This window comes from Deinococcus sp. HSC-46F16 (assembly GCF_024171495.1).
Taxonomy (GTDB): domain Bacteria; phylum Deinococcota; class Deinococci; order Deinococcales; family Deinococcaceae; genus Deinococcus.
The window spans coordinates 1-13,261 of sequence record NZ_JALJZW010000003.1 but is presented as its reverse complement, the minus strand read 5'-3'; the positions used below and the strand labels follow the sequence as shown (position 1 = coordinate 13,261).

The following is a 13,261-nucleotide window of genomic DNA, read 5'->3' as shown; positions in this document are numbered from 1 at the left end:
GCAAGGCACGGCCAGGAAGCTTGGTCCAGTACGGGACTGGCGTCAGCGCGTGAGGGGCTCGTGCCGCGGACTGGTCGGGGATCCGGACTAGGTCAGCGGCACCGTGAAGGTCACCGCCGTGCCCTGGTCAGGTGCGCTGCTGAGCTCGATGTGCCCGCCGTGCGCTTCCACGATGGACTTGCAGATGCTCAGGCCCAGGCCGCTGCCGCCCACGCTGCGGGAGGGATCGGCCCGGTACAGGCGGCCGAACACGTGCGGCAGATGCTCCGGGGCGATCCCGCTCCCGGTGTCCTGCACGGTGACCCGCAGGCCTTGAGGTCCTGCCTGGGCTTGGACGGTGACCTCACCTCCGGGGGGCGTGTGGGCCAGGGCGTTGTTCAGCAGGTTGTGGATGACCTGCCGGATGCGCACGCGGTCCAGGTCGGCGGTCAGGGTCACGCTTGGCACGGCGGCCCGCAACGCCACGCCCTTCTGGGCCGCCACCTCCCGGACATTGCCAACGGCCTCGGTGATGACCTCGCCCAGGTCAGTCGGCTGCCGGTGAATCGGCAACTCGCCCGCGTCGGCCAGGGACAGGAAGCGCAGGTCATTGACCAGTTGCGCCACATGCTGGGTCTCGCGGTGTAGCCGCCCCAGACGTTCGGGGGTCGGCTTGAAGGTGCCGTCCAGAATGGCTTCCAGCGTTCCAGCGATCACCGACAGCGGCGTGTTGAGGTCGTGGGCGATGTCGGCAGTCAGTTGCCGCCGGGCCTGCTGCTGACGCACGACCTCCCGGTGCATCTCTCCGAAAGCGGTGAGAACTTCCCCGAACTCGTCCCGGCGGGCCACCCGCATGGGGGCAGGTTCCTGCCCACGTTGCAGGGTCCGGATGCCCCCCAGCAGTTCGCGCAGGGGTCGCAACAGGGTGCGGGAGAGCAGCAGGCCCATTGCGGCCGCAAGCAGGGTGGCGCCCAGCATGGCCCAGCCGATGGCGCTGACTGTTCGCGCCAGGAATTCCTCCCCGCGCCGGTCTGGGGTCAGGCCCATCCCCGAGGGCACCACGTAGGCCACCACCTCGCCGTTCAGGGTCACGGGGGTTTCGGGACGCCCCGAAACTTGGCCGCCCTGCGGGACGTCCCGCGTGGGGAACACCGCCCGTCGCTGGGGATCCAGCACGAGCCAAGGACTGCGCACTTCCCGGTTGCCGTTCCCCGGTCCCGGCTGGGGTGGCCCGTTCTCCCCGTCCTGCCGGGCAGGAGGTGTAGGCCGGAAGCCGCTCACGGTGCCGCTCTCCCGCACGTACGCCTGCACCTCCGCAGCCAGCGCCTCGCGGGCCTGCGCTCCGAGCAGGGCATTGAATTCCGAGCGCGTGGTCGCCGCTGAAATCAGGCCGACCGTCCCCAGCGTGACCGCACTGACCAGCACGAAGGCCAGTGTCAGGCGCCACGCCAGGGTCTGCCAGAAGGGCCGTTTCACCGCTCCGGCCCAGGATTCAGGCGGTAGCCCACGCCGAACACCGTCTCGATGATCCGGGGCTGTCCCGGCTGCTCCTCGATTTTGGTGCGCAGGTTCCGCACATGTACGTCGATGGTGCGCTCGGACCCAAGGGCTTCTTCCTGCAATTGTTCCAGCAGCTCGCTCCGCGAAAAGACTCGGCCTGGCGCCCGCAGAAAGGCCGTCATCAACTCGAACTCCGAGCGGGTCAGCTCTGCCCGCTGGCCCCGAACGTGAAAGAGGCGCGATGTGGCGTCGAGTTCGAGTTCCCCAGCCCGCAGGACCGTACCCGCCGGAGTCTCCTGGCTGCGGCGCAGGTGCGCCCGGACGCGTGCGAGCAATTCGGCCATGGAAAAGGGCTTGGTGACGTAGTCGTCGGCCCCCAGCTCCAGCCCCAGCACCTTGTCGAGTTCCGTGTCCTTGGCCGTCAGAAAGATGACCGGCACCCCCTCGGTGGCCCGGAAGCGGCGCAAGAATTCCAGGCCATCCATGCCGGGCATCATGACGTCGAGGAGCACCAGGTCGGGCCGGTGGTGCCTGGCCTCGAGCAGCCCCTCGGCGCCATTCGAGGCCACCCGGACCTGATACCCGTGCTCGGTGAGGTACTCGCGCACCATGTCCCGCACACCGGGGTTGTCCTCCACGATCAGGATGTTTTTCATCTCCGGGCCTCACAGCAGGGAAACACGGTGATCCAGGGGAAGGGCGTAACCATGCTGCAATCTGCCATAGAGGAATCTCTTCTCCGTGTGGCCATGGGTATCCTGCCGCGGCACAAAGGGCGTGGAAGTGGGACGCTGCACCCGGCTTCCACGCCCTCACATCGGGTTACCGGCGCTGCGGGCCCCGCGGGGCGGCCTGCTCGGGTTGGGCAGCAGCGGCGCTGAGATCCACGACCTCCCGTGTTCCATTGCGCTCGACAACCGCGAACTTTGCCGCCTGTGCCGCCTGGGTCAGGGCCGCCTGCGGAGCCCCAGCGTTACCAGACAGCGTGATGCTCTGGATCACCCGCCCCCCGTTCAGCGGATCGGCGGTGTAGAAGGTCACCCGGCTGGCGCCCTGAAGGGCACGGCTCAACACGTCCAGGTCGCTGCGGGGTTGCGGCGCGGCGGCCTGGTTGCCCGTCCGCGGCTCAACGGCGCGGTCACGGGACGGAGCGGCACGCTGGGTCCGGTCGGCATTCCCATTTTGCGCGTCCCGCGTTCCCCGGTTGCCGTCATGTTCCTGACCTGCCTGGGGCCGGTTCCGGGCATCCTGAAGGGCCACCACCCGCTGACCGGTGGGCGTCGTGACCACCGCGTGTGTGGCGCCGGCGGGAGCATTCTGGAAGAGGTCGCCGCGCGGGGTGGTCACCGACGTGGTGCCCAGCCGCTGACCGCCTTGAAGCGGGTCGCCCCGGTAGTAGGTCACCTGGGGGGCCTGGGTCTGAGTGGTTGGCGTCCGCTGCCCGGCCGTCGCGGGGGCCGTGGTGCGGGGTCCAGCATTGGCGCTGCCCGGAGCGGCAAGGGCACTGCTGACGAGGACGGCGGCGGCGAGGACAGGGGTCAACAGGTTCAGTCGATTACGCATGGTTGGGTCTCCTTAGGTGGGCACTGGGCTCACCTGCCGGGAAGTATGGAAGTGGGGTGTTCAGGCGAGAGGCAGGAGATGTTCAGAACTTGTGAGCCGGAGTACCGGGAGCGGGGCAGACCGTCCGCGGGGCACCTGGCCGCCAGCGGCGAGCGACGGTTCCCAACAGGCATCCGCAAAAATCCAGAAGCCGAGCATTCGGCTTCTGGATGGAGGGGACATGCTTCGCGAGGTGCCGCGCTGCGTGTGGGAGGTCAGCTCACATCCCCGCGGCTTCGATATCGGTGTCTTGGCTGCTCCACGCCTCCTGAGATGCACCACTCTGCACGTCGCCACTGTAGACCGAGATGTCCAGCGAGGACCGGCCCAATTCATCCTCGACCTCACCCAGCAGCAGGGTGTAGGTGCCGTTTTCTGCGATCGTGACCGCCGTGTGCAGGATGTCCTGCTCCCCAGGAGATAGGAAGAAGGGGGTCACGACGACCTGGTGGGTCCCGGAAGTAAGGTCACGGGGAAACATCATCACCGAGTTGGGAAAGACGTTGTCGAAGACCAGCCGTCCGTCCACGTAGACGTCCACCACACCGCTCTGACCAGACTGATTGGAGAAGTAGGCAGGCGTGGCCGAAGCCGCGGGCGTCACCACGGCGGCGGTCAGGAGGGTGGACAGCAGCAGGGACTTCAGAAACTTGGGAGTACGCATCAGAGATTTTCCTTTCGGGTGCCAGGGCACCGGGGGAGGTGTGGACGGCGGCTGGAAGTGGCAGTGAAGAAAAGGCCGTCCTTGTCCTTCCTTCGCTCACGGGTGGAGTATGCGGAAGGGGTGTTCAGAGCCCGGGCATGACGTGTTAGGAACTTGTCAGCTTCTCCTGAGGAGATCCGAGCCACTGATGGCGTGCTTCCACGTCGCTGAGGACGACAACCTGCCACCCCTGCGAGCACCCGGCTCGGCAGAGGTGACCGGGCAGGCAGCCTTGTGCGGAGGACGCGGGGGTGCGACGCCGACTCCCAGACCCCAACCGGCTCCTGCGCCCGTCACGCCTCCACCGTCGAGCATGTATTGCCCGAACTGTGCGGCCGCCCGTGCGGCGGGAATGGCCCCGGTGCGGGTGGGGCAGCCGGGGTATGGGCGGCACTTTGACCGCGATGGGGTGGGGTGCGAGTGAAGCAAGAGTTGTTGCTGGTGGACAACGGGGCTGGGCTCGCTGTCTGCGCTCCCGGGAAGGTTCGCGGCGGGCAGAGGCTTGGCTGTCACGCGTTCCGTATCCATCTCGACCAGCACCGAAAGGACGGTGGGTTGGCGTGAGGGGAGGCCACGGTACAGTGGGCCATGTCCCTGTCTCTGCTGGAGCACCGGTGAGTCTGTCTCCCGGGGCCACGCCCCCAGCGGTGCCGCTCGCGCTGCTGGAAGAGGTCATCACCACCTATGACCTGCCTGGCCCGGTGAGTCTGGCCTGGTTGCGCCGCGGTTTCAACGACCACTACGAGGTCACGGCCGGTGCGGCCCGCTTTATCCTGCGCGTCTACCTGCCGGACAAACCCTACATCCGGAGCCCGAGCGACTTTCAGGCAGAGGTCGACGCCTTGAACGTCTTTGCCACGGAGGGCCTCCCGGTCAGCGCCCCGGTGCCCGACCGGCATGGGGCTCTCCTCAAGGTGCTGGACACGGATGGACAGCGCCGTCCCCTCGCCCTCTTCACCTATGCCCACGGCGAGGAACGGCACGGGCGGGACTTCACGGAGACGGCGGCCAGGGACCTGGGCACGACCCTGGCCCAGCTCCACCTGGTGGCAGACGAGCGAAACCTCGGGCAAGGCCGCTACACCCTGGATGAAGAGTTCCTCGTCGACCGCCCCATCGCTGCCCTGCGCCGCGCCCTAGGACCGGACGCCGACGGCCTGGAAGCTTACGGGAAGACCCTGAAGGCTGGCCTCCGGAACCTTCCCCGTGCCCAGGGAGCGTTCGGGTTCATTCACGGGGACCTGCACACGGGAAACCTGCGGGTGGAGCAGGGCCGATGCACAGTGTTCGACTTCGACCATGGAGGGCAAGGCTGGCGGGCCTATGACCTGGCGGTGTTGAGGATGAGTCTCCCGGATGGACCGTGGGCGGCCCTTCTGGAGGCGTACCGCTCCGTCCGCCCCTTCAGTGCAGAGGAGGAAGAGGCCCTGCCGCTGCTGGCCCGGGTTCGGGAACTGTGGGATCCGGGAGACTTTCTCGCGATGCTCTACACCGGGGCGTGGGGACCACCCACCCTCCCGGAGAAGGGGCTCGAACGGATCCGGACCCAGGTTCAGGGATGGCTGGACGTCGGCAGCGGAACCTCTCCAGAAGAGCGGTCCTGAACTGACTGGGGAATGAGTCCGTCGCGGCTTCGGGAGGGTCCTGATTCGCATGAAGCCCTTGGACCTCCAGCTCGCGAAGCACGCGACGGACTACATCAATGTCTGTCAACACGACGATTCATACCCACAGAGCGTTGAGCGGTGGAGAGTGACCTCCCTGTTCGCAGAAAGAGTCCACGCCCTCTGCACCCTCGTCATTCAACCCCAGAAGATCAGCTTCAGAAGAGTTGTCAGTGAACTCCCGCTCGTCTCCAGGCAAGTCGCCCGGATGTCCCGGCAGTGCTGGGCTTCAGCGCGGAGTTGTTCAGCACGGTCCCTTGAAAAATCAACGTAGCTCACGGCGCGCTCCTTGGCCGGTGGGCATCCTCGCTCAGCGGCTGTTCCTAGGGTGCGCGGAACGGTCGTGCCGCACATCTGCCCAGTTGCCCACTGGAGCTGCGCCGGATGGCTGAGGGATCTGATGAGAGAAGGGGGTGTGACCTCCGCACCCCTCACAACGTCCTCGACCGCGCCGTGGAACCTCTATATGGCCTCAAGGCAGGCAGCACCAAGGCCCAGCACCTGGGCGTACTGCTGGCCCAGTACCAGCAGCTCGTGCCCACTTTGGAGAGTCAGACGAAGCCTGCCAAGGCCCGCCGAAAGGGGGCGAGCGCTCAGGCATCACCGTCCTCACGCCTGAGAAGAGCAGGCCCCGTTCCTGGTAAGATGTTGCCAGTATACGAACGGTCCAGTTCACCCTCCGGCACTACCTGGCCGCGCATGGCCTGAGCGCCTACCGCCTGGCCCAGGCAGCGCGTGGGCGGGTCAGTGAGCGCACCGTGTACGCCCTGGCGCGGGGCGAAGCGAGCCGTGTAGACCTGGGCACCTTGGGAGCGGTGATGAGCACGCTGGAGGAACTGACCGGCAAGCCAGTCGGCCCGGCCGACCTGCTGACGGCCGTCACGGTGCCGGGGCCTGACCGTGAGGCGCGGGCGTGGCTGGACGGGGACGCCTCACACCTGGGGGAGTTCGGGGCCTATGACTGGGGCGGTGCAGATCCCTACTCCCTGGGCGAGCCGGTGCGGGTGGGGCTTGACGGTGAACTCGTCATTGGTGGCGAGTGACGGCGGCCCTGACGCCCGGCGCGGTGTTCGTGGCGGACTTCCCCGAGCACGACCCCAGCGGACACGAGCAGGAAGGCTCCCGGCCCGCCGTTCTGGTGGGGTTGCCCACGAATGCGGGACGGCCCCGCTTCCCAGTGTTGATGCTGGCCCCGGCCACGACTTTTCGGGGGCAGGCGTGGGTGACGGCCGCCCCCGACCTCTGCCCGGTCCTGCGGGCCGGAGTTGGTGGCCTGCGGGTGAACTCGGTGGCCCTGGTGGACCAGACCCGTGCCCTCGACGCTTCACGGGTGTTCCGCTACCTGGGCACCCTGGCGCCGGAGGACTACGCCCCGGTTCGGGCGGCCGTGCGGTTGATCTTCGACCTTTGAAGGGACCAGATCGGCGCGGCCGGGCGTCTCACCAACGTCAATTGGTGTGACGAGGACACGGTCCACAATTCTTGTTCCAGCTCAAAAACGCCGGTATGCGCACCGCCGCGGCTCACGCAAGCGCCCTTCGTGGTCAAGGTTTGAGCCTCCGGGCCGTGGCCGCTCAACTCGAGGCCTGTGGCGTCCAAACCCGTCAGGGTGGGCCTTGGAATGCGGTGCAAGTGAAACGTGTCCTGGGCAGACAGAAGTTGAATCCGCCTGACACAATTGCATGAGAAGCACAGATCAAAGACTTGTGACTGTGTTCCTCGCCGTGCTGGACGAGGTTCCCCAGCCTCTTCGCAGGCCCTGAACGGCGTAGAAAAATCGCCCTCCCAAACAGCCTTGCTCTGTCCGTGGGACAATTTTAAGGAGGGCCGAGGACGCGGGTGGCGTTCGTCCTTCGGGTTCTGCAGTTTGATTTTTACCCTCCTATGCCCCGAATGAGGAGACCGTAGCCATCCAGAAACTGCCGCCACTGCTCGAAAGCGGTACTTTCTTCCCGCTCGCTTGTGCAATCCCTTCACTCTGCACCTGGTAGCAACTTTCTTAAACCACCGCCGGGGTCTGTGCCGCTGGGGCCGTGGCCCCAGAGTTGCCGGACGGAAGCGGCCTGGGGAACCGGCCTTTACCCTGGTGCCCGCTCCCCGGGGACCGGCGGTGACGCGGCGCGGTAGAGCTTGGCGGGGCGGCCCCCCAGGCCGTACTGGTGCTCCAGCCGGGCGCGGCCCTGGCGAACCAGGAATTCCAGGTACCGCCAGGCCGTGACCCGCGAGAGCTGGGTCCGGTCGCCCACCTCCTCCGCGCTGAGGGGCGAGTCGGACCCACCCAGCACCCCTGAGACCCGCTCCAGGGTGTGCGGGTCGATGCCGCGCGGCAGGGGCTCGGGCGTTCCCCGCCCGCCTCCCAGCAGCCGGTCGAGCTGCGCCTGCTCCAGCGTGCCCGGCGGCAGGCGGCGGGTCCGGTGCCGGGCGACCACCTCGGCCAGCCGCGCTCCCGTGAAGGGCTTGATCAGGTAGTCGAAGGCGCCCCCGGCCAGGGCAAGGCGCACCGAGGCCTCGTCGTCGGCGGCCGTGATCAGCGCCACGTCGGTCGTCAGGCCCCCGGCCCGCCACTCCTGCAAGAGGCGCAGGCCGCTGCCGTCCGGCAGGTGCACGTCGAGCAGGATCAGGTCGGGCGACAGGGCGGTCACCAGCGCCCGGGCCTGCGCCAGTGTGACGGCGCTCCCGACGACATGCACGCCGGGATCACGCTCCAGCAGGTCCCGGTTCACCCGCGCCACCCGCAGGTCGTCCTCGACGAGCAGGACCCGCACCGGGGTCACGGCGTCTCCCGGGGGGTCAGGCGGGGGGGCGGCAGGTCGACCTGAAACACGGTGTGCCCGGCCCGGCGGGTGTGCCGGATCTCACCGCCCAGGGCCGCCACGCGGGCGTGGACGCCCGCCAGCCCGTAGCCCCGGCCCTCGCCCTTGCTGCTCGCCCCCCGCAGGAAGAGCCGGGCGGCGAGGTCGTCCCGCACGCCGGGGCCGGAGTCCTCGACCTCGATCTGGGCGCCCTCGGGGTCCTCGCCCACCGAAACCCGCACGGTGCCGGGGCGGCCCCCCAGCGCCTCGAAGGCGTTGTCGGTGAGGTTGCCCACCGCCGTCACCAGCAGGTCGGCGTGCCGCTCCCAGGCGGCCGAGAGGCTGCTGCCGGGCACGACCTCGAAGGTGACGCCCAGTTCCTGCGCCCGCTCGCGCTTGCCCGCCAGCAGCGCGACCAGCCGGGGCACCTGGATGTCGCGCAGGAGTTGCCGGAACTGCGCTCCCTGCTCGATTTCCGAGTCGAGGACCCGCCGCGCCTCGTCCGGGCGGCCGAGTTGCAACAGGCCAGACAACACATGCAGGCGGTTCTGGTACTCGTGGGTCTGTGCCCGCAGCACGTCCACGAAGCCGCGGGCGTGCGTCAGCTCGTCGGCCAGCGCGAGGGCCTCGGCGCGGTCCCGGAAGCTGGCGACCACCCCGCCGCGCTCCAGCGGCTCGACATTCACCAGCACCGGCTGCCCGCACAGGGTGAGTTCCACGTTCTGCTGCCGGGCGCCGCCCGTGCCGCGCAGGTGCGCCCAGAGTTCGGCCCAGACCCCCTTCAGCGGGGACGGCAGCGGGGGGCGGCCCAGCGCCTCGGCCGCCCGCTCGCTCGCCAGGGTGAGGGCGCCCGTGGCGTCCACGGCGATCACTCCCTCGCGCAGCGCCGCCAGCACCGCCCGCTGCTGCCCCACCAGCGCGGCGATCTGCTCGGGTTCGAGGTTCAGGATCTGGGCGCGGAGGGTGCGGGCGGCCCAGACCGCGCCTGCCAGCCCCAGCGCCAGCGCCAGCAGCACCCAGGGGGCCAGGCTCCGCAGGGCCTGCCGCACCAGCGACCACGCCTGCGGCATCAGGTAGCCGGTGCTGACCACCCCCACGACCTGCCCGCCCGGCGTGCCCCCAGCCCAGATCGGCACCTTGCCGCGCACGCTCAGGCCCAGGCTGCCCCGCGCCACGCTGACCCCCTCGCGGCCCGCCAGCGGCGCGGCGTTGTCCCCTCCCTCCATCGGCCGCCCCAGCCGCTCCTGGACCGGATGGGCCAGCCGGATGCCCTGACGGTTGCCCACCACGATGAAGTCGGCTCCCGCCGCCGATCGCAAGACTTCTACCGCCGCGTTCAGGGCCGGGTCCTGCTGTCCCCGCTCGGCGCCCCGGATCACGTTGGGCAGCCCGGCCACCAGGCGGCTGGCGGTCAGCGCCCGTTCCCCCAGTTGCTGCCGGGCCTGACCGTACAGGTAGGAGGTCTGCACCCCCACCAGCAGCAGGGTCATCGCGCACAGCACCAGCAAGTGCAGGCGCACCAGACGCCCCTGCAAGCCGGACGGGGGCAGGGCCAGGCGGGCAGCAAAACGGTTCACGGTGGTCCACCCATTCTAGGCCCCCCGCCGGGAGGAACCCTTTCGTGCATTTCGTGCACCACTGTGCGTTCCGTGCATGAAAAAAGTCGTTTCACACGTCAAAAACCTTGCCAAGCCGGGGGAAGGAGAGTACGCTGCAGGAGTCGAAACAGTTCCAAGTGGGGAGAGGGTCAGGCCGGGCCTGACTCGCGCCCTCACGGAGGTTGTCCATGAAGAAAGTGCTTTCGCTGGCGCTGCTCCTGTCCCTCGCGCCGCTCACGGCGGCCCAGTCGCTTTCGGGCCTGCGAATCATGGCCCCGGCCAGTCCGGGGGGCGGGTGGGACCAGACCTCCCGCGCCATCCAGACCGTGCTGCAAAATCAGGGGATCGTGCGGCCCGTGCAGGTGTACAACGTGCCGGGAGCGGGCGGCACCATCGGCCTGGCGCAGCTTTACAACGCGCGGGGGGACGACAAGCTGCTGATGACGATGGGCCTGGTGATGGTGGGGGCGGTGCAGACCAACGCCAGCCGGGTGGACCTGTCGCGGGTCACGCCCATCGCGCGGCTCACCGGGGAATACGAGGTGGTCGTGGTGCCCGCCGCCAGCCCCTACCGCACCATGCGTGACCTGACGGCGGCCTGGAAGGCCAATCCCGGCGCGGTCGCCTTCGCGGGCGGGAGCGCTGGGGGCACCGACCACATGCTGGTCGGCCTGCTCGCCCAGGCGGCGGGCGTGGACCCCCGCAAGATGAACTACGTGCCCTTCAGCGGCGGGGGCGAGGCCCTGGCCGCCCTGCTGGGCAACCAGGTTGCGGCGGGCGTGGCGGGTTACGGCGAGTTCGAGGCCCAGATCAAGGCTGGGCGCCTGCGCCTGCTGGGCATCAGTGCGCCCAAGCGCCAGGCGGGCATCTCGGCCCCCACCTTCAAGGAGCAGGGCCTGAACGTGGAACTCGCCAACTGGCGCGGGATCGTGGCACCCCCCGGCATCAGCGCCTCGGAGAAGGCCGCGCTGGTTGCCGCGATGGACCGTCTGCACGCCAGCAAGGCCTGGAAGGACATCCTCAAGGAACGCAACTGGACCGACCTGTACCTCAGTGGAAACAAGTTCGACGTGTTCCTCAAGCTGGAGGCCAACCGGGCGCGGAACATCCTGCGGGACATCGGGCTGATCAAGTGACCTCCCTGGCCGGGACTGCCGCGCTTGAGCGGTCCCGGCCACGGCCAATCCTGCGAGGAACCTCCTATGACGACCCCTCCGTCCCGCCGGGCCTCCCGCCCGGCGGTCAGTCTGCCTGACCTCCTCGTCGCCTTGGGGGTTACCCTGCTGGGCCTGCTGCTGCTGCTGGGCAGCCTGCACATCCCCTTCGGCATCAACGCGGTGGTTGGCCCCCGCGTCTTCCCCCTGATCGTGAGCGTGGGCCTGATCGTCCTGGGCGCCGTCCTCACGCTGAACGTCCTGCGCGGCGAGCGGGCCGAACCCGCCAGCGAGGAGGACACCGACCCCGACGCGCCCGTGCGTCTGGGTCCCCCCGCCCTGATTCTGGGGGGGCTGGTGGTGGGCGCCCTGCTCCTGCCCTCCCTGGGGTTCGTGCCCGGCACGGCCCTGATGTATGTCAGCGTGGCCACCGCGCTGGGTGAGCGGCGCTGGCTCCTCGTGGTGGGGGTCGCGCTGGCCCTCTCGCTGATCACGTACCTGGTCTTCACGCGGGGCCTGGGGCTGACCCTGCCTGCCGGGGTGCTGCGGGGGGTGCTGTAGATGGAGGCCCTGACGGCCCTGGCGGCGGGTTTCGGGACCGCCCTCACGCCGCTGAACCTGCTGTGGGCCTTGATCGGCGTCACGCTGGGCACCCTGGTGGGGGTGCTGCCCGGCATCGGCCCGGCCCTCACGGTGGCGCTCTTGCTGCCCGTCACGGCGCAGCTTCCCCCGGTCAGCGCCTTCATCATGTTCGCGGGCATCTACTACGGCGGGATGTTCGGCGGCTCGACCACCAGCATCTTGCTGAACACGCCGGGCGAGTCGAGTTCGATCATCACCGCGCTGGAGGGCAACAAGATGGCCCGCCGGGGCCGGGCGCCCGCCGCGCTGGCGACGGCCGCCATCGGCTCCTTCGTGGCCGGGACGCTGGGCACGCTGCTGCTGACCTTCGCCGCGCCCGCCCTGGCCGACATCGCGGTGCAGATTCCCCCGGCGGCCAAGTTCGCGCTGATCCTGCTGGCGTTCATCACGGTCAGCGCGACCTTCAGCGGCTCCCCTCTGCGCGGATTGATCAGCCTCTTGTTCGGGCTGACCATCGGGCTGATCGGCACTGACCTCCAAAGTGGGCAGGCCCGCTTCACCCTGGGCCGTCCCGAACTGCTCGACGGCATCGAGTTCGTGACGGTGGTGATCGGCCTCTTTGCCATCGGGGAGACGCTGTACGTGGCGAGCCGCTACCGCCGGGGCGGGGCCGACGTGATCCGGCTGGCGGGCAATGCCCACATGTCGCGCGAGGACTGGCGGCGCAGTTGGAAACCCTGGCTGCGCGGCACGGCGCTGGGCTTTCCCTTCGGGGCGCTTCCGGCGGGCGGGGCGGAGGTGCCCACCTTCCTGAGCTACAGCTTGGAGCGGCGCCTGACCAAGCATCCAGAGGAATTCGGCCAGGGGGCCATCGAGGGCGTCGCCGGGCCGGAAGCCGCCAACAACGCGGCGGCGGCGGGCGTGCTCGTCCCGCTGCTGACCCTGGGCCTCCCGACGAGCGCGACGGCGGCGATCCTGCTGGCAGCCTTTCAGGGGTACGGGCTGCAACCCGGCCCGCTGCTCTTCGTGACGAACACCGAGCTGGTGTGGGGGTTGATCGCCTCGCTGTACATCGGCAACGTGATGCTGCTGGCGCTGAATCTCCCGCTGGCCCCGGTGTGGGCGCGGCTGCTCCTCATTCCGCGCCCCTTCCTGTACGCGGGCATCCTGGTGTTCTCGACGGTGGGCGTCTACTCACTGAACAACAGCGTCTTCGACCTGCTGCTGCTGGCCCTTTTCGGGCTGATCGGCTACGGGATGCGCCGCTTCGCCTTCCCGGTCACGCCCGCCATCATCGGGGTGGTGCTGGGGCCGAGCGCGGAGTCGCAGTTCCGCACCGCCCTGCAACAGAGCAACGGCGACTTCAGCATCTTCGTGCGCCAACCACTGACCGCTGCCATTCTGCTGATCGTGGTGGCAGCGCTGGTGCTGCCCGCGCTGCTGCGGGGACGGAGCCGTCCGGCCTGACCGGGCGAACCAGAGCGGCGGGCGACCCGATCGTGAGGTCGCCCGCCGCTGTTGGGTGTTTATGCCGTGGCTCTAAAGCCTAGCCGGTTGCCCGCCGGGTCGAGCAGGGTGAGTCCGCTTCCGTCCCGCGTGAAGGGGACTCCGGCGGCCTCCAGGTGCGCGGCCAGCCGCTCGACCTCGGCGGCTCCGGGCAGCGTCAGCTCCACGCCCAGCAGCCGGG

Annotated in this window: 15 protein-coding genes; 9 read left to right on the top strand and 6 right to left on the bottom strand. The window is 69.1% G+C overall.

Annotated elements, in window-relative coordinates:
- Window positions 1–87: 87 nt before the first annotated feature.
- The 4 genes from L1280_RS07725 to L1280_RS07710 all read right to left on the bottom strand — a co-directional run bounded on the left by L1280_RS07725 (window position 88) and on the right by L1280_RS07710 (window position 3,745).
- A complete protein-coding gene (locus L1280_RS07725; protein ID WP_253581521.1) occupies window positions 88–1,455 on the bottom strand; it encodes an ATP-binding protein in 1,368 nt (455 codons plus the stop codon).
- Window positions 1,452–2,135: a response regulator transcription factor gene (locus tag L1280_RS07720; protein ID WP_253581520.1), complete on the bottom strand. Its 684-nt coding sequence runs from the start codon at window positions 2,133–2,135 to the stop codon at window positions 1,452–1,454. Before L1280_RS07720 ends, L1280_RS07725 begins: the two co-directional genes overlap by 4 nt.
- Window positions 2,136–2,301: 166 nt before the next feature.
- Entirely contained in the window at window positions 2,302–3,042 is a 741-nt protein-coding gene (locus tag L1280_RS07715; RefSeq protein ID WP_253581519.1) for a hypothetical protein, read from the bottom strand.
- Between the two features lie 259 nt (window positions 3,043–3,301).
- On the bottom strand, window positions 3,302–3,745 hold the full coding sequence (locus tag L1280_RS07710) for a DUF4397 domain-containing protein (RefSeq protein ID WP_253581518.1): 444 nt from the start codon (window positions 3,743–3,745) through the stop codon (window positions 3,302–3,304).
- A gap of 109 nt (window positions 3,746–3,854) precedes the next feature.
- Here L1280_RS07710 and L1280_RS15820 point away from each other — a divergent pair, with 109 nt between their 5' ends.
- The 6 genes from L1280_RS15820 (at window position 3,855) to L1280_RS15810 (ending at window position 7,134) form a co-directional block, all read left to right on the top strand.
- Window positions 3,855–4,208: an excalibur calcium-binding domain-containing protein gene (locus L1280_RS15820; protein ID WP_371922895.1), complete on the top strand. Its 354-nt coding sequence runs from the start codon at window positions 3,855–3,857 to the stop codon at window positions 4,206–4,208.
- Window positions 4,209–4,398: 190 nt separating this feature from the next.
- Window positions 4,399–5,388 carry a phosphotransferase gene (locus L1280_RS07700; RefSeq protein ID WP_253581517.1) on the top strand — a complete coding sequence of 330 codons (990 nt, stop codon included), beginning with the start codon at window positions 4,399–4,401 and terminating at the stop codon, window positions 5,386–5,388.
- 444 nt (window positions 5,389–5,832) lie between these two features.
- Window positions 5,833–6,156, top strand: a complete 324-nt coding sequence (locus tag L1280_RS15815; protein WP_371922894.1) for a type IIL restriction-modification enzyme MmeI — start codon at window positions 5,833–5,835, stop codon at window positions 6,154–6,156.
- 50 nt (window positions 6,157–6,206) lie between these two features.
- Complete coding sequence (locus tag L1280_RS07695; RefSeq protein ID WP_371922893.1) at window positions 6,207–6,491, top strand: hypothetical protein; 285 nt, start codon at window positions 6,207–6,209, stop codon at window positions 6,489–6,491.
- Window positions 6,488–6,859, top strand: coding sequence for a type II toxin-antitoxin system PemK/MazF family toxin (locus L1280_RS07690; protein WP_253581516.1), 372 nt, complete (start codon window positions 6,488–6,490; stop codon window positions 6,857–6,859). Before L1280_RS07695 ends, L1280_RS07690 begins: the two co-directional genes overlap by 4 nt.
- Window positions 6,860–6,954: 95 nt before the next feature.
- Complete coding sequence (locus L1280_RS15810; RefSeq protein ID WP_371922902.1) at window positions 6,955–7,134, top strand: recombinase family protein; 180 nt, start codon at window positions 6,955–6,957, stop codon at window positions 7,132–7,134.
- A gap of 392 nt (window positions 7,135–7,526) precedes the next feature.
- Here L1280_RS15810 and L1280_RS07685 read toward each other — a convergent pair whose 3' ends face one another.
- Window positions 7,527–8,222, bottom strand: a complete 696-nt coding sequence (locus L1280_RS07685; RefSeq protein WP_253581515.1) for a response regulator — start codon at window positions 8,220–8,222, stop codon at window positions 7,527–7,529.
- Window positions 8,219–9,730: a sensor histidine kinase gene (locus L1280_RS07680; protein ID WP_253581841.1), complete on the bottom strand. Its 1,512-nt coding sequence runs from the start codon at window positions 9,728–9,730 to the stop codon at window positions 8,219–8,221. Before L1280_RS07680 ends, L1280_RS07685 begins: the two co-directional genes overlap by 4 nt.
- A 296-nt stretch (window positions 9,731–10,026) precedes the next feature.
- Between L1280_RS07680 and L1280_RS07675 the strand changes: the two genes are divergently transcribed.
- The 3 genes from L1280_RS07675 (at window position 10,027) to L1280_RS07665 (ending at window position 13,041) form a co-directional block, all read left to right on the top strand.
- Window positions 10,027–10,974 carry a tripartite tricarboxylate transporter substrate binding protein gene (locus L1280_RS07675; protein ID WP_253581514.1) on the top strand — a complete coding sequence of 316 codons (948 nt, stop codon included), beginning with the start codon at window positions 10,027–10,029 and terminating at the stop codon, window positions 10,972–10,974.
- A 66-nt stretch (window positions 10,975–11,040) separates the two neighbouring features.
- Complete coding sequence (locus tag L1280_RS07670; RefSeq protein WP_253581513.1) at window positions 11,041–11,553, top strand: tripartite tricarboxylate transporter TctB family protein; 513 nt, start codon at window positions 11,041–11,043, stop codon at window positions 11,551–11,553.
- Window positions 11,554–13,041: a tripartite tricarboxylate transporter permease gene (locus L1280_RS07665; protein WP_253581512.1), complete on the top strand. Its 1,488-nt coding sequence runs from the start codon at window positions 11,554–11,556 to the stop codon at window positions 13,039–13,041.
- The last annotated feature ends 220 nt before the right edge of the window (window positions 13,042–13,261 follow it).